General features: G+C 38.9%; 21 protein-coding genes. 11 read left to right on the top strand and 10 right to left on the bottom strand.

Features of this window, described 5'->3' with window-relative positions:
- Positions 1-212 precede the first annotated feature (212 nt).
- The 7 genes from HMPREF1210_RS06575 to HMPREF1210_RS06545 form a co-directional block, all read right to left on the bottom strand.
- Positions 213-1391, bottom strand: a complete 1179-nt coding sequence (locus HMPREF1210_RS06575) for a tetracycline resistance MFS efflux pump (protein ID WP_016427849.1) — start codon at positions 1389-1391, stop codon at positions 213-215.
- A gap of 153 nt (positions 1392-1544) precedes the next feature.
- Positions 1545-2618 (bottom strand): PotD/PotF family extracellular solute-binding protein, encoded by a 1074-nt coding sequence (locus HMPREF1210_RS06570; RefSeq protein WP_016427848.1) that lies wholly within the window; start codon positions 2616-2618, stop codon positions 1545-1547.
- Positions 2615-3418 (bottom strand): ABC transporter permease, encoded by an 804-nt coding sequence (locus tag HMPREF1210_RS06565; protein WP_016427847.1) that lies wholly within the window; start codon positions 3416-3418, stop codon positions 2615-2617. The genes HMPREF1210_RS06570 and HMPREF1210_RS06565 overlap by 4 nt, the downstream gene beginning before the upstream one ends.
- The gene (locus HMPREF1210_RS06560) at positions 3402-4226 is read right to left on the bottom strand and encodes an ABC transporter permease (protein WP_016427846.1); all 825 of its coding nucleotides are present in this window, start codon (positions 4224-4226) and stop codon (positions 3402-3404) included. The genes HMPREF1210_RS06565 and HMPREF1210_RS06560 overlap by 17 nt, the downstream gene beginning before the upstream one ends.
- Positions 4216-5322: an ABC transporter ATP-binding protein gene (locus HMPREF1210_RS06555; RefSeq protein WP_016427845.1), complete on the bottom strand. Its 1107-nt coding sequence runs from the start codon at positions 5320-5322 to the stop codon at positions 4216-4218. Before HMPREF1210_RS06555 ends, HMPREF1210_RS06560 begins: the two co-directional genes overlap by 11 nt.
- A gap of 15 nt (positions 5323-5337) precedes the next feature.
- Positions 5338-5877, bottom strand: a complete 540-nt coding sequence (locus tag HMPREF1210_RS06550; RefSeq protein WP_016427844.1) for a helix-turn-helix domain-containing protein — start codon at positions 5875-5877, stop codon at positions 5338-5340.
- A gap of 171 nt (positions 5878-6048) precedes the next feature.
- Positions 6049-7500 carry a hypothetical protein gene (locus HMPREF1210_RS06545; RefSeq protein WP_016427843.1) on the bottom strand — a complete coding sequence of 484 codons (1452 nt, stop codon included), beginning with the start codon at positions 7498-7500 and terminating at the stop codon, positions 6049-6051.
- A 69-nt stretch (positions 7501-7569) separates the two neighbouring features.
- Here HMPREF1210_RS06545 and HMPREF1210_RS06540 point away from each other — a divergent pair, with 69 nt between their 5' ends.
- The 6 genes from HMPREF1210_RS06540 to HMPREF1210_RS06515 all read left to right on the top strand — a co-directional run bounded on the left by HMPREF1210_RS06540 (position 7570) and on the right by HMPREF1210_RS06515 (position 13857).
- On the top strand, positions 7570-7842 hold the full coding sequence (locus HMPREF1210_RS06540) for a hypothetical protein (RefSeq protein ID WP_016427842.1): 273 nt from the start codon (positions 7570-7572) through the stop codon (positions 7840-7842).
- 348 nt (positions 7843-8190) lie between these two features.
- Entirely contained in the window at positions 8191-8733 is a 543-nt protein-coding gene (locus HMPREF1210_RS06535; RefSeq protein WP_016427841.1) for a peroxiredoxin, read from the top strand.
- Between the two features lie 125 nt (positions 8734-8858).
- Complete coding sequence (locus HMPREF1210_RS06530) at positions 8859-9311, top strand: TlpA disulfide reductase family protein (protein ID WP_016427840.1); 453 nt, start codon at positions 8859-8861, stop codon at positions 9309-9311.
- 248 nt (positions 9312-9559) lie between these two features.
- The gene (locus HMPREF1210_RS06525; protein ID WP_016427839.1) at positions 9560-11305 is read left to right on the top strand and encodes an ABC transporter ATP-binding protein; all 1746 of its coding nucleotides are present in this window, start codon (positions 9560-9562) and stop codon (positions 11303-11305) included.
- A gap of 15 nt (positions 11306-11320) precedes the next feature.
- Positions 11321-13129 (top strand): ABC transporter ATP-binding protein, encoded by a 1809-nt coding sequence (locus HMPREF1210_RS06520; RefSeq protein WP_016427838.1) that lies wholly within the window; start codon positions 11321-11323, stop codon positions 13127-13129.
- A gap of 68 nt (positions 13130-13197) precedes the next feature.
- Positions 13198-13857, top strand: a complete 660-nt coding sequence (locus tag HMPREF1210_RS06515; RefSeq protein ID WP_016427837.1) for a TrkA family potassium uptake protein — start codon at positions 13198-13200, stop codon at positions 13855-13857.
- 214 nt (positions 13858-14071) lie between these two features.
- On the opposite strand, the gene rnjA is transcribed toward HMPREF1210_RS06515, so the two are convergent.
- Both rnjA and HMPREF1210_RS06505 read right to left on the bottom strand, forming a co-directional pair.
- Entirely contained in the window at positions 14072-15739 is a 1668-nt protein-coding gene (gene rnjA / locus HMPREF1210_RS06510) for a ribonuclease J1 (protein ID WP_016427836.1), read from the bottom strand.
- Positions 15740-15744: 5 nt separating this feature from the next.
- Positions 15745-15954 carry a DNA-dependent RNA polymerase subunit epsilon gene (locus HMPREF1210_RS06505; RefSeq protein ID WP_016427835.1) on the bottom strand — a complete coding sequence of 70 codons (210 nt, stop codon included), beginning with the start codon at positions 15952-15954 and terminating at the stop codon, positions 15745-15747.
- 277 nt (positions 15955-16231) lie between these two features.
- Between HMPREF1210_RS06505 and HMPREF1210_RS06500 the strand changes: the two genes are divergently transcribed.
- The gene (locus tag HMPREF1210_RS06500; protein WP_036659765.1) at positions 16232-17002 is read left to right on the top strand and encodes a Cof-type HAD-IIB family hydrolase; all 771 of its coding nucleotides are present in this window, start codon (positions 16232-16234) and stop codon (positions 17000-17002) included.
- A 46-nt stretch (positions 17003-17048) separates the two neighbouring features.
- Here the strand turns inward: HMPREF1210_RS06500 and def are convergent, their stop codons facing one another.
- Positions 17049-17597 (bottom strand): peptide deformylase, encoded by a 549-nt coding sequence (def, locus tag HMPREF1210_RS06495; protein ID WP_016427833.1) that lies wholly within the window; start codon positions 17595-17597, stop codon positions 17049-17051.
- A gap of 140 nt (positions 17598-17737) precedes the next feature.
- Between def and HMPREF1210_RS06490 the strand changes: the two genes are divergently transcribed.
- The 4 genes from HMPREF1210_RS06490 to HMPREF1210_RS06475 all read left to right on the top strand — a co-directional run bounded on the left by HMPREF1210_RS06490 (position 17738) and on the right by HMPREF1210_RS06475 (position 22880).
- Positions 17738-18382 carry a YkyA family protein gene (locus HMPREF1210_RS06490; RefSeq protein ID WP_016427832.1) on the top strand — a complete coding sequence of 215 codons (645 nt, stop codon included), beginning with the start codon at positions 17738-17740 and terminating at the stop codon, positions 18380-18382.
- A 924-nt stretch (positions 18383-19306) separates the two neighbouring features.
- Positions 19307-20428, top strand: coding sequence for a pyruvate dehydrogenase (acetyl-transferring) E1 component subunit alpha (pdhA, locus tag HMPREF1210_RS06485; RefSeq protein WP_016427831.1), 1122 nt, complete (start codon positions 19307-19309; stop codon positions 20426-20428).
- 3 nt (positions 20429-20431) lie between these two features.
- On the top strand, positions 20432-21409 hold the full coding sequence (locus tag HMPREF1210_RS06480; RefSeq protein ID WP_016427830.1) for an alpha-ketoacid dehydrogenase subunit beta: 978 nt from the start codon (positions 20432-20434) through the stop codon (positions 21407-21409).
- Positions 21410-21509: 100 nt separating this feature from the next.
- A complete protein-coding gene (locus tag HMPREF1210_RS06475; RefSeq protein ID WP_016427829.1) occupies positions 21510-22880 on the top strand; it encodes a dihydrolipoamide acetyltransferase family protein in 1371 nt (456 codons plus the stop codon).

The raw sequence follows: 22880 nt of genomic DNA, 5'->3' as shown, positions 1-22880 counted from the left end.
TCTTTGCGACGAAGCTAGCGCAGCGATGCAGGAGCATTGGTCTAGTCTTTGCGACGAAGCTGGCGCAGCGATGCAACGCACTTTCATGTTTCGAAGCTAGCGCAGCGATGCAACGCACTTTCATGTTTCGAAGCTAGCGCAGCGATGCAGGAGCAGATGTTTATAGATGATTCCCTTACTGATTAACAATATCGTTAAACAGAACCAATTTACTAAATGACAACTGCCGATTTTCGCTGGGTAAGAGAAGCGATGAAGAAGCAAACAATCAATATAAGCGTGCCAGCCATATAAGGGAAGTTCATGTTGATGTCGAACAAAATTCCAGCCAAGGCCGGACCGACCATATTTCCTAAGCTCATATAAGCATTATTCATACCTGCTGCAAAACCTTGTTCAGTGCCAGCCTGTTTCGAAATCAGTGTATTCAATGCAGGTCTCAACAATGAAGCGGCTGTAAAGAATACACTCGACACAATCAAAATCGGCCAGAAACCATCAACAAATAGCACGGAAATCATAGCAAGAGCAGACACAAGTAGATTCACTAGAATCACTTTCAATTCGCCATACTTCACGAATAGTTTATTGATGACAAATGTCTGAACAATAACACCTACAAAGCCGCCTGCTGTAATTAATACGGCAATTTCACCTGGGGTAAATGCATATTTTTTATCCACATATAAAGCTATCGTTGACTGAAAATTTGCTAGACCAAATGAAAATACAAACATTACGATTAACATGACAAAATACGGTGTGGTCGTTGAATGTTTCATTTGTTTGAATAAGTTCTCTCGTTTAGTTGGCTTACCAGTTTGAACAGCTGGTGCTGTCTTAGGTAACACAAACATTGATATGACTGCTGCCACTAATGCTGCGCTAGTTGCCACATAAAAAGGAAAACGAAGGCTTACTTCTGCCAATAAGCCACCGATTGCTGGCCCAATCATAAAGCCAAGGGACATTGAAGCACCAAGCAATCCCATTCCTTTTCCACGCTCTTCTTCAGTCGTAATATCCGCGACGAATGCCATCATTGGCGGAACGATAAACGCCGAACCGACACCGCTAAAGAACCTTGCCAAATACAAAATCCATAAATCTGACGCTAATCCGAACATCAGTTGAGACAAACCGAATATGACAAGTCCAACAATAATTAAATACTTACGACCATATTTATCTGATAAGTCTCCGGCTAAAGGAGAAAATAAAAATTGGGAAAAGGCAAACATGGCGATCAAAAATCCAAGTGCCTGACCAGCCACACCAAAGGTTTCCAAGTAATCTGGCATTATTGGAATAATTAAGCCAATTCCTGACATGGCAATGAACATATTAAACATCAGCACAAAAAGTGCAAAGCGATTTGATTTACCTGCCATTATACATCCTACTTTCTTGCTCAAACTGTTTCGAGTATCTAAAATTTTAACACACAATTAATAAAAAGCCATTACAAAAACCTGCCCAAAAATGAGCAGGTTTCGTATAGCAAATAGAGGTTTTATCTCTATAAAAGGGAGTTGATTTAATGATTACTGGGCATCCATCTTAAATTCCAAGAACAACTCATTGTACCTACCGAGAGTTTCCAATCCCAGGTTTTTATAGACTTCCAAACGCTCCCGCATCTCCTTAGTTGGATAAAAACGCTCATCCCCAGTTACTTCAGGATCCATCAGTGGAATGGCATTTTCATTAGGTGTCGAGTATCCTACATAATCTGCATTTTGCGCAGCTACTTCTGGATCAAGCATGAAATTGATAAATTTATGAGCACCTTCTACGTTCGCTGCCGTTTTCGGAATAACCATATTATCAAACCATAAGTTTGATCCTTCTTTAGGAACAGCATAGTCAATATCTTCATTGACATACATAATGTCAGCAGCCTGTCCTGACCACACCAGAGCTACAGCTGCTTCACTGCGTCGCATCGTTTCCACAATTTCATCACCAAGAATGGCTTTAATATTGGGGGATAGGGTTTTTAATTTATCCGTAGCTTCTTGAAGTTGGTGCTCATCTTTTGTATTGAGTGAATATCCCAAAGTATTCAAACCCATACCCATTACTTCACGTGCACCGTCAACTAAAATGACTTCCTGCTTTAAAGATGGATCCCACAGATCTTCCCAACTTTCAAATGTTTGACCATCCAACAGTTTTGGATTGAAGGCGATTCCAACTGTTCCCCAAAAATAAGGAATGGAATATTCATTGCCAGGATCAAAAGGTAAGTCAAGGAAGTAAGGGTCTATGTTTGATAAATTAGGTATTTTACTATGATCTATCGGAATTAATAAATCGTTTTCTTTCATTTTTTCAATCGTATATTCGGAAGGCATGGCCACATCATAAGAAGTACCACCTTGTTCGATTTTGGTCATCATCGCTTCGTTCGATTCAAATGTTTCATAAACAACTGTGATACCTGTTTCTTTTTCAAATCGTTTGATGAGTTCAGGGTCAATATATTCTCCCCAGTTGTAAACGCTGATTGTATCGCTTCCAGCTCTTCCTGTGGATTTGTTCAGTTGGTTATTGACATAAAATAAAACTGTGCAAATGATGAGTATCGCTATAACTGCACGAATGATATCTTTCATTTAGAAACCCCCGTTCTAAGCGGGTTTTTTGTGCGATTCGTCACGAAGTAATAACCTAGTACCAATAGTAGTGTAACGATAAACAAAAGACCCGATAATGCATTAATCGTTAATGTGATGCCTGCACGTGCCATGGAATATATTTCAACGGACAGGGTGGAAAAACCATTCCCCGTTACAAAGAAGGTCACGGCAAAATCATCCAGTGAATATGTCAGGGCCAAAAAGAATCCCGCAAATATCCCGGGTTTAATATATGGAATGATTACACGGCTCAATACATCACGTTTTGAAGCGCCAAGATCGAGTGCTGCATCAATCAAAGTGCTGCTCATTTCCTGTAATTTTGGCAAGACCATAATGACCACAATTGGGACACTAAACGCGATATGTGATATCAATACCGAAGCAAAGCCCAATTTCACTCCGACCATTGTAAATAAGATCAAGAATGATGCCCCTATGATTACGTCAGGGCTGACAACCAGCACATTGTTAAGGGACAACAGTGCATTACGGGATTTACGGTTTTTTAAAAATATTATACCGATAGCACCGATTACCCCAATTGCAGTGGAAAGGAGTGCAGATAATAATGCAACAATAACCGTATTAATCAGAATCATGATGAGTCGTGTATCGGCAAAAACTGCCTTATAGTGTTCAAAGGTAAAGGATTTAAAACTTGACATGGTACCACCACTATTAAATGAGTAAAAGATCAAGTAAAAGATAGGCGTATACAGAATGACAAAAACAAGTGCTAAATAAACTTTTGATAATTTACTTGATCTGTCCATTTGAAAGCGCCCCCTTCTCTTTTTGACCAGTTAAAATCATGATGATAACCATAAATAAAATCAAGAATACGGCAATGGTCGAACCCATTCCCCAATTTTGAGTCACTAAAAATTGTTGTTCGATCGCTGTGCCAAGCGTAATGACCTTGTTACCAGCTATCAGTCTGGTAATCATAAATAACGATAGGGAAGGAATAAATACAGCCTGAATTCCAGATTTCACACCATTGATTGTTAATGGGAAAATCACTTTCGTAAATGTTGTCCATGTAGATGAGCCTAGGTCGCGGGCGGCATCTATCAGCGAATGATTCATTTTATCGAGAGAGTTAAAAATCGGTAAAATCATGAATGGAATAAAAATATAGACTGAAACGAAAATGAAACTGAAATCAGTATAGAGAATTTGTTTTGTGCCAATCCCCAATGTATCGAACAGTTGATTTATAGGGCCAATTACACCAAAAATACCAATAAAGGCATATGTTTTTAACAACAGATTAATCCATGAAGGAATAATGATAAGCAGTAACCATAATTGTTTATGTTTTGTTTTGGTCAACCAGTAAGCAGTGGGATATGCAATGACTAAGGTGAAAGCAGTAATAAGAAAAGCATACCAAAACGAGCTTAAGGTCATTTTCAAATATACAGAAGTAAAGAAATTCTGATAATTTACGAATGAAAAATTCCCATGTAAATCAAACAACGAAAAATAAACAACAAGTACAATTGGTGCAATGACAAAGAGCAGCATCCAGCCAATATAAGGAACTAAATAAAAGGAACGATTTGTGTTATTTTGCATGGTGCTCTTCTCCATACGATTCTAGACGCTTGTCGAATTCTTCTTCTGTTTCGTTCAAACGCATGACATGAATCGCTTCCGGTTCGAAATCCAAGCCGATTTCTTCCCCTACTGCTGCCTTTTTAGTCGAATGGACGAGCCATTCGTTGCCTTCTTTATCGAAGGTAGATAATTCATAGTGAACTCCCCGGAATAATTGTGTGTCTACTTTAACGGTCATTTTTCCTCGATCAACAGTAGTAATTTCCAAGTCTTCCGGACGGATGACGATATCTACTTTCTCGTTCGACGACAAACCTTTGTCCGCACATTCAAATTCTTTTCCGCCAAATTGTACATGGTAATCGGAAATCATCACTCCTGGAACGATATTGGATTCTCCAATGAAATCTGCCACGAATCTGTTGATAGGTTCATCATAAATATCCATGGGTGTACCGCTTTGTTGAATGACTCCTGCATTCATAACAAAAATTTCATCTGACATAGCCAAGGCTTCTTCCTGATCATGTGTAACAAATATAAAGGTCTTGCCGAGTCGCTGTTGCAATTCACGAAGTTCATATTGCATTTCCGTTCTCAACTTCAAATCAAGTGCAGACAATGGTTCGTCGAGTAAGATAACTTCCGGATCATTTACAATAGCGCGTGCGATTGCGACACGTTGTTTTTGTCCGCCAGACATTTCGATAATTTCACGGTTCTCATATCCTACTAAATTAACAAACTTAAGAGCTTCTAATACTCGACGATTAATCTCGTCTTTTTTTAACTTCTTGATACGTAATCCAAATGCCACATTCTCAAATACATTTAAGTGAGGGAAGAGGGCATAGTCTTGGAAAACCGTGTTGACTTGTCGTTCATTTGCGGGCACATGGTTGATTTTTTTGCCATTGAAATATATTTCGCCGCTGGTCGGTTCCATGAATCCGGCAATCAATCGCAATATCGTCGTTTTTCCACAGCCGGAAGGACCGAGTAATGTATAAAATTTTCCGCGTTCAATCTCAAAGCTCACATTGTTTAACACAGGTGTCGCGCTGTCGTATGATTTTGTGACGTTGTCAAAGCGGATAATCGTAGTGTCTGTCATGATTGACCTCCTGATTTATAAGTAAGAATGTGTAACAACAATTAATATTTCTGATTCCCCGTTGTGGTGATTGGATAATTGATGATGATCTGAAGCTTCAAAGTATAGGGATTGTCCTTCTTTTGCGTAAAATTCATGCGATCCAAGAACGAGACGTACATTGCCTGTTAAGACATACATAAAAGTTTCTGATAAAGAAGGTTCGAATTGCTTATATTCCCCTGCTTCAAAAAATTTCACGAGAACCGGTTCCATTTCTTTGTCGTTTGATTCAGGGACAAGCCACCGAATTTGATACTTCTTGTCTTCATCGCAATAAACGGTTTGGTCTTCTTCCAAATACACAACGCGTTGATTTTTTTCATCATCAAAGAAATCTTTCGGTTTAGTTCCGAGCACTTCCAGTAAAGTAAAAAGCGTTTCAATTGATGGGGAATTCAAATTTCGCTCCAGTTGTGAAATGTAGCCTTTACTCAAATCGGTACGTTCACCTAATTCTTCCTGAGTTAACCTTTTCTTGATGCGCAAACTCTTAATTTTGTTTCCAATTTGCATAAAGAGATGCTCCTCGCAGGTGTGATTAATAGCAACCAATGTTTATGTAAGTTTACTATCACAATACTTTAAGTTTACTATAAACGTCTTTTATTATACAAAATCCACCAATTTTTTCAAGTCTATTTATAAAAAAACTTCCCATCATAAGATGAGAAGTGAATTAATGCGTTATCTGTATTGATCGCGTTTCCATTTTCTGAATTTCTTCCAAAGACCTTTTCCGCCTGTTGTAGCCAATAAGATTGCTGATAGTGAAATACCAGCCAAAGCGGTAATGAGTGAGATCCATTCGAAAAATGAGTAGCCAGGGACCTTCGACCAATCTGTTTTTCCTTTCCAATCTTCGATGACCAAGTTCATTCCGTAAATACCGGAAACTACTGTAAAGACGGTAAGCATGAATAACAACATATTATGGCGTTTATTTGATTGATTTTCTTGGGCACGATAAAGCTCGTGCAATGTTTGTTTAACTTCTTCATATAAAGAATTCAAATGAAACGTATCACGGTATGTCCTGGTTAATTCTTTTCCTTCTGTACGTGCAGAAACTTCTCCAAAATAATACCTAGAGGAGAACTTTGATATCAGTTCAATCAACTCTTCCACATAATCTCCGTCCTGTTCCCACTGTACCTCACTATACTCAAATGACATACGCAACAACATGATTTTGTAAAAATAATGAAGTAGTAAATTATAGTGATGCGTTCCCATGAATTGGGATAGTGGTCTCGCCAGTTGTTCTCGTGATTTATTTGAAACCGTGATTTGGGCATGATCTGAAGTAACCGTATAAGAATCGGGTGCCCAACGGTCGTGCACATGATTTTGTACGTAACGCTCGATATACTCGGCATTTGTACTCGACATGAAGGGACGCCCTTCCGGATTTTTACCATCCAACTGACCCATTCGAAATAAGTGGTCCCCACTTATCGGATCTTCACCGTCCGTAATGAAAAAACCTGAAGAAAGCATTCGTTCATCTTCAAAGAAGGGAAGGCTTCCGAAGTAACCTGCACGTTTATCGTCATGAATGATGTAGGCTTTAAGGGAAGGACAGAGGTAGCTAAATACAAATTCATTTGTCGTGTTGAATTCACGATCACCTTTTCGAATTGTAGCCCCTTTTTCTTCATCGAGCTTCGGTTCCAACACTCGAAAATGATTCATATAATCTAGCACTTCACATAATTCTTCTAGTTCTTTATTCATCTCTGTCCGAATGGTTATGAGACCTATACCAAAAGGGCAAATCATGACATCAATACTGTTCACCAAAAAAGAAAACGATGTGTCATGAACATCCAAATTGAACGATTCATTGACTTTCTTCGAGAATCGAAGAAATCCTTGTTGATCAGTGCGTTTGGGAAATAGTTTTCGTTCAAGAAACGGTAAAAAATATTGATCCAGTTCTTCATGTTTTACTTCAATACCTTCACCATAAAACCCACTCTGTAAGTCTTTTTGATTTAATGAAAAGAAGGTGAAATGGTTTTTTCGTAAATGATCCGCAAGATTTTCCCGCTCTTTTTCATGGAATGAGAATGGAAAAAGAAAAGACATGTAAGCCTGCTTCAAAGTTAGAGGCTGTATTTTGGCAGTTGAATCCATTTTCAAGACCTCCACTATTTTTTCTTTCATATATATATGTTAACATGAAACACGGAAGGAGTGACGTTTATGGGAAGAACCATGATGTTATTTTTGGATCCTAAAGCAAGACAAAATAAAAAATCACAAAAACAAATTGAAGGCACCTTTCTATTGGTGAAAAACCGTGTTATTGCCAATGATGAAATCGTGGATTATTGTAATGATTGTTTTGAACCGTTGTCCTATCATGATGAATATGATGCTTGTTACTGCGAATCTTGCAATGCATGGAGAGAAGAAGCATGCACAGATCCAACTTGTGAATATTGTGAATTGCGACCTAAACGACCTTTAACATAAGGTTGCTGAGGGTCTTTTTTTTTGACTAAACCTGTTGATACTTTGAATGAAAAACGCAGTGTGCATTTGCACCTAGCGCAAATATAGGATAAACAACCGTATATGCTATAAAGAAGGATAGATCCTTAATTTAAGATAAAGATATTAAAGGTTTCTACTTTCTTCTTTGAATAGATTATCTCAAGGTGAACATACTAAGCATTCGACACGAATTAGACGAAAAAATTTTTTCCTAGTGCTAGTTGAAAGCCGATAAATTGATTTGCAGCAGGGACTTTGTTATCCTTTAAATTGTGCTAATAACGAATACAATTCGTTAGCAGATAAATATTTCTTGGAGGTTTTCACATGACTGAACGTATGGTAGGTAAACAAGCACCCCATTTTACAATGGACGCAGTGCTAGCAGATAAGTCTTTCGGTAAAGTAAGCTTGGAAGAAAACATGAAGCAAGACAAATGGACAGTTTTGTTCTTTTATCCAATGGATTTCACTTTTGTATGTCCAACTGAAATCACAGCAATGTCAGACCGCTATGATGAATTTGAAGATTTAGACGCTGAAATTATCGGTGTTTCTACAGATACTATCCACACTCATTTAGCTTGGATTAACACAGCTCGTCAAGACAACGGTTTAGGCGAATTGAAATATCCATTGGCTGCAGACACTAACCATGTGGTATCACGTGAATATGGTGTATTGATTGAAGAAGAAGGTATTGCTCTTCGTGGATTATTCATCGTAAACCCTGAAGGTGAAATGCAATATCAAACAGTGTTCCACAATAACATTGGTCGCGACGTGGATGAAACTCTTCGCGTATTACAAGCTCTTCAAACTGGTGGTCTTTGCCCAGCAAACTGGCGTCCAGGACAAAAAACTCTTTAATTGATTGAATGGGGCTCATGAATTTTGCCTTTGTCAATGCACTAGATTAATTAGACACCCACGATTCCCCACGCATACGATACGCAGTGGGGAATTTTTACATGTATCATTGAGGAGGAAATACAATGAAATTACGTTCACCAATGCCTGACTTAACAGGCGCAACTGCATGGCTCAATGGAAAAGTTGCTAAAAAACAATTGATTGGCGACAAGCCAACACTTATTCATTTCTGGTCTGTAAGCTGTGGACTATGTAAAGAGGCAATGCCAGAAGTAAATGCTTTCCGTGATCAATATAAAGGTGAATTGAATGTACTAGCAGTCCATATGCCACGTTCAGAGAAAGATATGGACCTGGAAGATATCAAGAAGAATGCTGCAGAACACGATATCACACAACCAATTTTTGTCGATAGTGACATGAAATTAACCGATGCTTTTGATAATCAATATGTACCTGCATACTACGTATTTGATAAATCTGGTCAACTGCGTCATTTCCAAGCGGGTGGTAGTGGAATGAAAATGCTTGAAAAACGTGTCAACCGCGTGTTAGATGAAATGCGTAATTCATAATCCATTTTAATTGAATGAAGAAGTGCTCAGCATAATCGAATTCAGGGATGTAAAGATCCTGGTAATTCTTTTATGTTGAGCACTTTTTTTATTGGGGATGATGTCCAATTTCGAAGATTTGATAATAAAAACCAGACAATAAAAAAGAAAATTTAAAGTTTTGTAAAATATCAGTCAAAAGGGGGTAGTCATTTATTTCGGAATCCGATATATTAAATACTATGTCTTTCGAATTAGGGGGAAACAGCTTGGGAATTTTCAAAAAATTGAAAGAGTATTACTGGCCAAATAAACATTTATTCTTTTGGTCCTTGTTCATGCTCTTGGTCACCTTGTTAATTACAGTTGCCTATCCAATCATCTTGCAACAAACCATTGACCGTGTAATTAAGGGGCAAGAATATGATTTGGCATGGAAACTTGCTGGGATTTTCATGGGTCTTATGATTATCAAAGGAATTGCCACGTACATTGGGCAATACACGGGGGATATGTTCGGAATTCGCTCGGTCTATGAATTGCGAAATGCGTTATATGCTAAATTGCAACGTTTGCCATTCTCGTATTACGATAATGCAAAAACGGGAGACTTAATGTCCCGACTGACAGCTGACGTAGAAGGATTCAGGTTCTTCTTATCGTTCGGATTCGTTGAGTTGTTCCGTTTGGTGTTTTTAGTATCCGTTTCGCTTTGCGTTATGTTTTATTATTCAGTTTCATTAACATTTGTGTCGATGGCCGCCATGCCTTTATTAGTTGTAGCAGTGCTACGATTCGATAAATTGGTGCATCCGGCTTTCAGGGACATCCGTAAATCATTCGGTAAATTAAATACGAATGTTCAAGAAAACATTAGCGGGATTCATACAGTGAAATCACTTTCCCGTGAATCGTTCCAAATTAACAAATTTAACAATTCAAACGGTGACTATAAAGATCGATATTTATTTACAACTGAAATCTGGGCAAAGTACTTTCCTGTGATGGAATTCCTCGGAAATATCAGCGTGGTCTTCTTATTCGGCTACGGGGGCTTCCTAGTTATGGAAGGTCAATTAAGTGTTGGGCGCTTAGTGGCATTCTACAGCTTATTGGGTTACATTATTTTTCCGATTATGAACTTAGGTTTCACGGTCAATCTTTTCTCTCAATCAAAAGCATCCGGAGAGCGTTTACTGGAAGTGCTGGAAGCACCCGAACCGATTACATCCAAAGAAAATGCAATCGATGGTTCAAGAATGAAAGGACATGTAGCGTTTGAAAATGTCACTCTTCAATATCGTGAAGAAGATCAATTAGCTCTTGAAGAAGTGAATTTGAAAGTGGAAGCTGGAAAACGGGTTGGGTTAATAGGTGCAACGGGTTCAGGTAAAACGAGTTTAACACAACTGTTAACGCGTTTTTACGAACCGACAACGGGAACAGTTAAAATTGATGGCATTGCTGTCGATGAATATTCGCTTACCTCACTGCGCTCTAACATTGGCTTTGTTCTTCAAGAATCATTTTTATTTTCATCTTCGATTAAAGCCAATATTTCATATGGTCGTCCTGATGCAACGATGGATGAAATTATCGATGCAGCTAAACGTGCCAATGCCCATGATTTTATAATGGAGCTACCTGAAACCTATGACACGATGTTAGGGGAGCGGGGACTCGGTTTATCAGGCGGGCAAAAACAAAGAATTGCAATCGCTCGGGCATTATGCCAGAATCCTGCAATTTTGGTGCTAGATGATGCAACAAGTGCTGTAGACATGAAAACGGAACTTCACATTCAAAAGGCTTTGGAAGAAGTGATGAAAGGCCGTACAACGTTTATTATTGCTCACAGGATTTCATCTGTGAAACATGCAGATGAGTTGATTGTATTTGAGCATGGGAAGATTGTTCAAAGAGGTACGCATGATCAATTGATAAAACAACAAGGTTTGTATAAGCGGATTTATGAAATTCAATACAAAGACCAACTTGAAAATATTTATGCATAGAAAGGCGGAATCACAATGACTAAACAAATCAATCCTAGTGTATTAAAACGATTCCGCTACTCTTCGGATGATGTAATTGATGCACCGTTTAACTGGTACCAACTCGCGCGACTCTTTACGTATGTGAAACCTTATGCAAAAACATTATTGCCAAAGGCTTTTATTGCTGTAACAATTACCACGCTGATTCGGCTTATCATCCCTATTTTGATAGGTGAGTATGCCATTGACCAAGCATTGGAAAACAAAGATGCTCAAATGCTATGGGTGGTGGTTGGTACTATTGCAGGATTATATATTGTCAACACTGTTGCGAATCGTTTCAGAATAAGGTGGATGAATGAACTCGGTCAAAATGTAATATACGATTTGCGTAAACATTTGTTTACGCATGTTCAATGGCTATCGCATCGTTTCTTCGATCAACGTTCAGCCGGCTCAATACTCGTCAGGATTATGAACGATATAAACTCGCTGCAAGAGTTGTTTACAAATGGTGTTATCAATCTATTGATGGATTTGCTACTTCTTATAGGGGTACTTATCATCCTGTTTACGCTCAGTCCACCACTTGCTTTAGCAGTTCTGGTCATCTTGCCCCTGATGTTTTTCATCTCGACGACGCTGCGTAAAAACATCCGTCGCTCATGGCAGGATGTGCGGATGAAACAAGCGAAAATCAACTCCCATCTGAATGAAAGTATTCAAGGAATGCGAATTACTCAATCATTCACACAGGAAAATGAAAACATGGCGTTCTTTAATGGAATTAATGAAGAAAGTTTTGAGTCTTGGCGTGTAGCCACTAAAAAGAATTCTATGTTCCGACCGTTCGTAGAAATGACGAATGCCGTTGGTTCGGTTGTTCTGATTTTGTACGGTGCATATTTAATCCAAAATGACCAGCTTGACCTTGGTGCATTCGTCGCATTTGCCTTTTACCTCGGCATGTTCTGGGAGCCAATTTCACGTTTAGGCCAGATATATAACCAATTACTGATGGGGATGGCGTCCTCTGAAAGAATTTTCGAATTCTTGGATGAGCAGCCTTTGGTACATGAAAAAGCAAATCCAACTAAAATTAATCAATTACAAGGTCATATCGAATTTGAAAATGTTCAATTCGGTTATGAAAAAGACCGTTTAGCTTTAAAAGGAATCTCTCTTGAAATGAATGCAGGGGAGACGGTTGCCCTGGTTGGTCATACGGGATCTGGTAAAACGACAATTGCCAATCTGGTTTCACGTTTTTACGATCCAACTTCTGGTGTGGTGAAAATGGATGGAATGGATATCCGTGATTTATCACTGAGTGCATTGCGTGAACAAATCAGCATTGTACTTCAGGAAACGTTTATTTTCTCAGGCTCCATCATGGATAATATTCGATTCGGCAATCCACAAGCTACGGATGAAGAAGTAATCAATGCAGCCGAAGCTGTTGGTGCAAACCGTTTCATCGAGCGTTTATCGAATGGGTATGATACCGAAGTGGAAGAGCGAGGGAATATTTTATCCGTTGGTGAACGACAACTGTTATCTTTTGCACGGGCACTTCTTGCAAATCCAAGAATTATCATTCTGGATGAGGCAACAGCTTCCATTGATACGGAAACAGAACTTCAAATTCAACAAGCGTTAAGAACGCTGTTGAAAAACCGGACAGCGATCATGATTGCTCATCGACTTTCTACCATCCGTGAAGCAAATCAGATTATTGTTTTGGAAAATGGACGTGTTTTGGAATCGGGGAATCATGATTCTTTAATGAAAGATCGTGGTCATTATCACCAGTTGGTGATGTCCCAATTTGGAGAAGCGTAAAAACATTTTGAGCGTCTATTAAAGTTGTGATACACTATGACCATTCGTTCCGCAACGGAGGTTGAAAGATGAAGAAAGAATTCGTAGTTATTGGGTTAGGTCGATTTGGTGGAAGTATAGTTCGTGAGCTGATTGAACAAGGTGCAGATGTTATGGCCATCGATAAGTTTTCAGACCGTGTCGATGAATTTGCATCAATCGCAACACAAGCTATTGTTGCAGATACGACAGATGAATCTGTCTTGAAATCACTTGGGATACGTAATTTTGAACATGTAATCGTTGCGATTGGAGAGGACATTCAATCCAGTATTTTAACAACGTTGATGTTGAAGGAAATTGGTGTCAATAAAATCACGGTAAAAGCTCAAAATGACTATCATGAAAAAGTATTACGTAAAATCGGTGCCGATCAAGTGGTCCATCCTGAACGCGATATGGGTATTCGAATTGCCAACAACATAATGACAAATAATGTACTTGATTATTTGGAGTTATCGGAAGAACATTCAATTATGGAGATAAAAGCGAATGAAATATTGGCTGGCTCTACTTTAATTGATCTAGATATCCGTGCGAAATATGGAATAAATATTGTTGCGATTAAACGGGGAGCTGATATTCTCGTTTCTCCGCAAGCAGATGAAGAAATCAAAATCAATGATGTACTGATCGTAATCGGTGCAGACGCAGATATTATCCGCTTTGAAAAGAAAGCAATGCATTAAAGAAAAGCGGAGAAGCCTGCGCTAGCTCGACTCCGGTGCTGGAAGGCTCGAAACGAAAGCTTGCTTTCGCTTGAGAGACTGAAGCTAAGGAGCGAGCTGGGCTTTGGAGCTTGACATGACGAAAAGCGGAAAGCGCTGGAAGAAAATAGCCTTCTAAAACAAAAGCTGTGCCACTAACACATTATGTGTTGGTGGCACAGCTTTTTGAATAGTATTAAACTTCCATTATAATTGGTAGAATCATTGGACGACGTTTTGTTTTTTCGTATAAATACGGTCCTAATACGTCGGTTATTTCATTTTTCAATTCTGACCAAGGGGTTGCCTTGGATTGAATTGTTTTTTGTAAATGGCGATTTAACATATGTTGTGCTTCATTGATCATCGCACCTGATTCACGCATGTAAACAAAACCACGAGAAATAATATCTGGACCAGAAACAATCTTCTGACGTTCTTGGTCTGTGCTTACAACAACAATGACTAAGCCTTCTTCTGAAAGAATTCGGCGATCGCGTAAAACAATATTACCGATATCACCAATGCCGCTACCATCGATATAAACATCACCTGAAGGAATGCGACCAGCGACTGCTGCTTGGTTTTGGCTAAGTGCCAATACATCACCGTTTTCCATGATGAAAGTATTTTCCGGCTCCACGTCACAATCAACAGCAAGTTCCGTATGCATTTTCAACATACGATACTCACCATGAATCGGCATAAAGAATTTAGGTTTCATTAAACGTAACATCAATTTCTGTTCTTCTTGAGAACCATGACCTGAAGTGTGAATGTTATTCAATGAACCATGAATAACATCTGCTCCTGCACGGAACAATAAGTTGATTGTTCGATTGACGCTTGTACGATTACCAGGAATCGGTGAAGAAGAGAAAATTACCGTATCCGCTGGTTGAATTTGAATTTGTCGGTGTGTACCGTTTGCAATTCTCGATAACGCTGCCATCGGTTCACCTTGGCTACCTGTACATAAAATCATAACTTCATTCGCAGGCAAACGATTTAATGATTGCGCATCGACGAATGTTTCTTTCGGTGCAGTAATATAGCCAAGTTCACGTCCGATTGTAATGGCGTTATCCATACTACGTCCAAAAACAGCAATTTTACGTCCGTGATGGACAGCCGCTTCCGTTACTTGTTGTAAGCGATGAATGTTTGACGCAAAAGTTGCGAAAATGATGCGACCATCAACTTTACGGAAAATTTCCGACAAGCTTTCGCCAACTTTTCGCTCTGACATTGTGAAATTTGGTACTTCTGCATTTGTACTATCAGAAAGCAAACACAGCACGCCGTCTCGGCCAATTTCAGCCATTTTGGTTAAGTTAGCTGGTTCACCAACGGGTGTGAAATCGAATTTAAAATCTCCTGTATGTACAACATTGCCGGGTGGTGTTTTAACTACGATGCCGTATGCATCCGGAATACTGTGCGTTGTACGGAAGAAACTCACTGAAGTTTTTCTGAATTTAATCACGTCTTCTTCAGCGATTACATGCATTTTAGTTGTACGCAATAAACCATGTTCTTCTAATTTATTTCGCAATAAACCTAGTGCAAGTTTGCCTCCGTAAACAGGGATATTTAATTGTTTCAGCAAATAGGGAATACCACCGATGTGATCTTCGTGACCGTGTGTAATAAATAGACCTTTAATCTTGTCTACATTTTTCACAAGGTACGTGTAATCAGGAATAACGTAATCAATCCCGAGTAAATCATCTTCAGGGAATTTAATACCTGCATCAATTAAAATTATTTCATCTTGGAATTGAACACCATAAGTGTTTTTACCGATTTCGCCCAGTCCGCCGAGTGCGAAAACCGCTGTTTGATCATTCTTAACAAATTTCATGTGGATTAAAGTTTCTCCACTTTGTAGTTTTCGCTAGCTTGTTCGTAAGATAAATGATTACCTTCTAGTAGCTGAACGAATTCGATATTATACTTGCGATCCTTTAAAGCGTAACGAACTTCACGTTCAGAGGATGCTTCGATATAAAGGCTTTTTGTGTTTTCGCGAACTGGCACTTCAAGCACGTTTTCTTGATAATAAACTTTGTAAATCATGTTTTGCTCTCCTTTTTCACGTTCAAAATAATTACATTCTCTTTATATTATCACGAGCGCCTTTTAAAATAAAGAAAAGCCCTACTATAAATAGCAGGGCAAAAAATTAAGCGATCGATTTTTTCCCGAGTATGCCGCCCAACCGTCTCAATAATTTCTTTTTTAGACGCTTTAACATGGCAAATCACTCCTTATACATCATTATACAGAAAATTGCAACTTTTGTAAAGGGTTCCCGTCTTTAGTAGACTGGAGGACAAAAGAAAGGATGAAAGTTTTGAGAAAAGTATTGTTTTTTGATATTGACGGAACCTTATATAATTCCGATAAAAAGTTACCAATCAAAGCGAAAGAAGCAGTATTTGAAGCTCGAAAAAACGGGCATGAAGTTTTTATCGCTACTGGACGAGCACCTTTTATGATTCAGGATGTTCTAAAAGAATTAGAGATTGACTCGTACATATGTTTTAACGGTCAATATATTGTCTATAAAGGTGAAGTGTTGTCCAAAACACAAATTGATCTTGAACTACTCAAGTCGGTATCGGCCTACGCGGAAATCAAAAATCATCCGATGGTATATATGAATGCCGAAAAAATGATTGCCTCTAGTACATATCATCCTCATGTGGAAGAAAGCATCAGTACCCTGAAGTTTCCTCATCCTGCTTTCGAGAAAGATTTTTATCTTAATCAAAAAATTTATCAAGCGCTTTTATTTTGCTCTTTAGAAGAAGAAAAGGCATACAAAGAAAATTTCCCGCTATTGAAATTCGTCAGATGGCATCGTGTATCTACGGATATTTTGCCAAAAGGGGCTTCAAAAGCCAATGCTGTATATTTTTTATGTGAAAAACTTCATATCGCAGTTGAAGACACGATTGCTTTCGGAGACGGGCTGAATGATATCGAAATGTTGGAGGCGGTAGGTTTTGGCGTTTGTATGGGGAATGGACATGAAGAAGCGTTGAAACGTGCTAAATATGTTACCACCCATGTTGACGAAGACGGTTTAGTAAATGCCATGAGATATTTAAAGCTTATTTAATTCAAATAAACAGCAAAAAGGTTCCCAAAATTTTTGGGAACCTTTATTATTTTCGTTCATAAGGAACGGCATCAGGGATTTCTTCAAATGGATTTTTCTTGTTGATGTGATCGAAAAACATAATCCCGTTCAAGTGATCCAACTCGTGTTGAAAAGCGATTGCTGGTAAACCTTTTAAACGCAGTTTGAATTCTTTTCCATCTGGATAAATACCTTTGGCGGTTATGCGTGCATATCTAGGAACATAACCTTCTATTGCACGGTCAACAGATAAACAACCTTCTCCAACAGTAATATACGTTTTTTCAACTGAGTGACTGATTATTTTTGGATTTATGGCAACTAGACTTAATTCATCGTCCGGTAAGTGAAGTGCAAACATACGCTTCGATACATTGACTTGGGGTGCAGCTATTCCGATTCCAGGACGCAAGTCATATCGTCCCACCATTTCCGAATCTTGACTGTTTTTCACATAGTCCAATAAGTCCTGTGCCAATTTGGCATCTTCAGCGGATAGCGGGAAATCTACTTCCTGCGCTTTTTTTCGCAAAGTTGGATGTCCTTCGCGGATAATATCTTTCATTACAAACATCGTGGTCTTCCTTTCCTACTTTCAGTCTTTAATTAGTATAGCGAAGGTTAGCCCTTGTGCAAACGAAAATGACGAATTTAGTGAAGTTGAAATTTTTCACTTGAAGGTCTATAGTAAAAAAAGATTTGGGAGGTTATGAAATGAAAAAAATTGTAATTGGTACCGTTTTGTCTACTTCACTATTACTTTCTGCATGTTCAATAGGAACATCTGTTGAGCAGCAATTATCCGATTCATTAACTAAAATATATGAAGAAGAACAAGGATATCGTGACGCACAAGCAAAATTGGCTGAATTAGAAAAGAAAGAACAACTGACTTTTAACCAAACGATGGAACTTACTCAAGAACAGAAAGAAAAAGTCGGTGCAAAAGTTGAAGAAATGAAATTATCATTAACTGAAAGATTAACTCTATTAAAAGAAGAGAATGATTCGATTAAAAGCGCTCAAGAATCACTTTCTTCATTAGATAAAATAGTAGAAGAGGCAAAAGAAGATCAAATCAAATCTTCGGTATCTGAATTACAAGCTACAATGGATGCGCGATATGAAGCACATGATGTCGTAAGTGATGAATATCAAAAATTAACTGACTTACAAAGTGATTTATATGAAATGCTAGCGAATGAAGAAACTCAACAAGAAGAACTTCAGGAACATGTAACGAAAGTCAATGTGCAAAACGAACTTGTTCAATCAGCGATTAATGCTTTCAATGATGCAACAAAAAAAATAAATGAACAGAAAGAGTCTGTATATGATTCATTACAAGAAGAAAAGTAAAACGACCTCGAGCTGAGGTCGTTTTAGCTTGTTGACAAAAGAATAATAATTAATATAAAGGTATAAAAATTGAGTTCTTATTTTTTGCACTCTATCGAAATAGATTGTGGTCGGCTATTTCTTTCGCTTTCCACGGACGAAACGCAAGCCTCCTCGGCTCAGCTGTCTATGACAGCTGAGCCTGTGGGGTCTAGCTTATTTCGTTTTTCCGCAGGAGTCTTCAGAAATAGCCGACCATCATCTTACTATTGAAATAAGTATGAAGAGATACGCAAACGGAAGCGAAATCCGTTGATTGGAGTGGAGGCGGCGGAAAACAACTGCTCCTGCGGTTACTCGTCGCAAAGATTAGGACCAAATTGCCTTTGGTCCCAATCTTTTCAGGGGGAACAGAACGAACTGAAGGCCCCGCAGGAAACGAATAGTGCAAATGTAGTTTGGACTATTTGTTTGCGACGAAGCTAGCGAAGCGATGCAACGCACTTTCATGTTTCGAAGCTAGCAGAGCGATGCAGAAACAGGAGCACCGGTTTTTCTAGTGACGAGGAGACTAAAGCCGTGCCCGCGAAACGCGTCCGCCGCAAAGGAAATCAACATTTTCTTGCATACTCTCTTTTTCATTAGTATACAGTTATATTCACTCTTTTTATTTTTTGTCTACAGTATGAAACGACCTCGAGCTGAGGTCGTTTTTTTGTGCGATATAGAGGTTTACAGTTGATTCTGTTTTATAATACAGAGTTTTATTTGTACTAGTACAGATTTAAGGAATGTGAATAGTCCGTCATTGGTAAGTTCATATTTCACTAGAGTTTCCAATGATTGACCACGAAAATAAAGTTGAGTATACTAGGAAAGAATGAACATTGTATCACTCGATTTTTATACTTGCTTTAATACAGTTACTTAAGGAGAGGTGTTAACATGGCTGCAAAAAATGCCAAGCAATTAGGACCAGTAGAAACACTTCAAGCGATCGAAGAAAAATTTGAAATGTTTCAGATTTTGAATGAAGAAGGCGAAATTGTTAACAAAGACGCAGATCCAAATTTATCAAATGATGAATTAGTCGAGTTAATGCGCCGCATGGTGTATACACGTATTCTTGACCAACGTTCTATTTCTTTAAACAGACAAGGTCGTTTAGGTTTCTATGCACCAACAGCTGGGCAAGAAGCTTCTCAATTAGCTTCTCATTATGCTCTTGAAAAAGAAGATTTCATCCTACCAGGGTACCGCGATGTACCTCAAATGATCTGGCACGGATTGCCACTTTCACAAGCGTTCCTATTCTCAAGAGGACACTTCATGGGGAATCAGATTCCTGAAAACGTGAAAGTATTCCCACCACAAATCATTATTGGTGCTCAAATCATCCAAGCTGCAGGTGTTGCTCTTGGTATGCAAAAACGCGGGAAAAAATCAGTTGCTGTGACTTATACAGGTGACGGTGGTTCTTCGCAAGGTGACTTCTACGAAGGTATTAACTTTGCAGGTGCTTTCCGCTCTCCAGCTATATTCATTGTTCAAAATAACCAATATGCAATCTCAACTCCACGTGAATTGCAAACTGCTGCTAAAACAATCGCTCAAAAAGGGATTGCAGCAGGTATTCCAAGTATCCTAGTTGATGGAATGGATCCATTGGCAGTTTATGTTGCAACACGCGACGCTCGTGAACGTGCAGTAAATGGTGAAGGCCCAACATTAATTGAAACATTATGTTACCGTTATGGACCACATACGATGGCTGGGGATGACCCGACACGTTACCGTACATCTGATACGGATTCAGAGTGGGAAAAGAAAGATCCATTAGTTCGATTCCGTGCTTATTTAGAAGCAAAAGATCTTTGGAATGAAGAAAAAGAAAATGAAGTGATCGAACAAGCTAAAGAAGAAATCAAAGATGCCATTAAAACAGCTGATGCTGCTCCGAAACAAAAAGTGACGGATCTAATGGAAATTATGTATGATCCAAACGTAGAAATGCCATATCACTTAAAAGAACAATATGAACTTTACAAAGAGAAGGAGTCGAAGTAACCGATGGCACAAATGACGATGATTCAAGCAATTACGGATGCACTCCGTACAGAGCTAAAGAATGATGAAAACGTCCTCGTCTTCGGTGAAGACGTTGGAAATAACGGCGGTGTATTCCGTGCAACTGAAGGTTTACAAAAAGAATTCGGTGAAGACCGTGTATTTGATACACCTCTTGCTGAATCAGGAATCGGTGGCTTAGCGGTTGGTCTTTCACTTGAAGGCTTCCGTCCAGTACCGGAAATCCAATTCTTCGGTTTCGTTTATGAAGTAATGGATTCAATCAGTGGTCAATTGGCTCGTATGCGTTTCCGCAGTGGAGGCAAATACAATGCGCCGGTAACTATCCGATCTCCATTTGGTGGAGGCGTTCATACTCCTGAAATGCATGCTGACAGCTTAGAGGGTCTAGTTGCTTCTCAACCTGGTTTGAAAGTAGTTATTCCATCTTCTCCTTACGATGCAAAAGGATTATTAATTTCTGCAATCCGTGATAATGACCCAGTTATTTTCTTGGAGCACATGAAATTATACCGTTCATTCCGTGAAGAAGTACCTGAAGAAGAATACACAATTCCTTTGGGTAAAGCGGAAGTAAAACGTGAAGGTACAGACTTAACAATTATTGCTTATGGTGCAATGGTACACGATAGCTTGAAAGCTGCAGAAGAACTTGAAAAAGAAAACTACTCAGTAGAAGTCATCGATTTACGTACTGTGCAACCTTTGGATATTGAAACAATCATTGCATCTGTTGAAAAAACAGGTCGAGCGGTTGTCGTTCAAGAAGCACAAAAACAAGCAGGTATTGCTGCTAACGTTGTAGCTGAAATTAACGAACGTGCAATCTTAAGTCTAGAAGCGCCAGTATTACGAGTATTTGCACCTGATACAATCTTCCCATTCGCTCAAGCGGAATCAGTTTGGTTACCAAACTCGAAGGATATTGTACTAACAGCAAAAAAAGTACTTACATTCTAATAAGAAGTTCAAAAAGTCGGTACAAGTTAGCACATAGAATTTCTTGACCGTCTTTTGGAATTGAAGATGATAGACACTCACAACTGAAAGGGTGAATTTTGTGGCATTTGAATTTCGATTACCGGATATCGGTGAAGGTATACACGAAGGCGAAATAGTGAAATGGTTTGTCAAAGCAGGCGACACCATTGGCGAAGATGATATTTTATGTGAAGTTCAAAACGATAAAGCAGTCGTTGAAATCCCTTCTCCTGTAGCAGGAAAAGTGGAGGAAGTGCTGATTGAAGAGAGTACAGTAGCGACTGTAGGCCAAGTCTTGATTCGCATCGACGCACCTGGCTATGAAGATCTTCAGTTTAAAGGTGATCACGAAGACGAACCGAAAGCAGAAGAGAAAACAGAATCTCAGGTTCAAGCAACTGCTGAAGCTGGACAAGCTGTAGCGAAAGATCAAGCTTCTGAAAAAGCATCTGCAGAACCAACGAAAGCTGCACCTAAAACAGAAGCAGCTCCTAAGGCTGAAAAAAATCCAAATGGTCGTGTAATTGCGATGCCATCAGTACGTAAATTTGCACGAGATAACGATGTTGAAATTTCTCTAGTCAACGGTTCAGGTAAAAACGGCCGTGTGATGAAAGAAGATATTGAAGCATATATGAATGGTGGGCAAACTTCTGAAGCAACTCCACAAGATGAAGTTGTTGCAAATGAAGAAACAACAAGCACTGAAAAAGTAGCGAAACCTGCAGCTCCAGCTTTAGAAGGCGAATTCCCTGAAACTCGTGAGAAGATGTCAGGAATCCGTAAAGCAATTGCTAAAGCAATGGTTCACTCGAAACATACTGCTCCACACGTTACATTAATGGATGAAGTAGATGTAACTGAACTTGTTGCACATCGTAAGAAATTCAAAGATTTAGCTGCTGAGAAGAATGTGAAATTAACGTATTTACCATACGTAGTTAAAGCGTTGGTAAGCACATTGCGTGAGTTCCCAGACTTCAATCGTTCACTTGATGACGAAGCTGGCGAAATCATTCAAAAACATTACTTCAATATCGGAATTGCAGCGGATACTGAAAAAGGCTTGTTAGTACCAGTCATCAAACATGCAGACCGTAAATCAGTATTTGCGATTTCAGATGAAATCAACACACTTGCAGGTAAAGCTCGCGATGGAAAATTATCACCTTCTGAAATGAAAGGTGCTTCTTGTTCAATCACGAATATTGGCTCTGCTGGTGGACAATGGTTCACGCCAGTTATCAATCATCCTGAAGTTGCAATTCTAGGAATTGGTCGTATTGCAGAGAAACCTGTCATAAAAAATGGTGAAATTGTAGCCGCTCCTGTGTTAGCATTATCATTGAGCTTTGATCATCGCATGATCGACGGTGCGACTGCTCAGCACGCATTAAATAACATTAAGCGTTTGCTTAGCAATCCAGAACTTTTATTAATGGAGGCGTAA

Source organism: Paenisporosarcina sp. HGH0030, from assembly GCF_000411295.1.
Lineage (GTDB): Bacteria > Bacillota > Bacilli > Bacillales_A > Planococcaceae > Paenisporosarcina.
The sequence above is the reverse complement of the archived record's forward strand: the minus strand, read 5'-3'. Positions and strand labels throughout refer to the sequence as shown.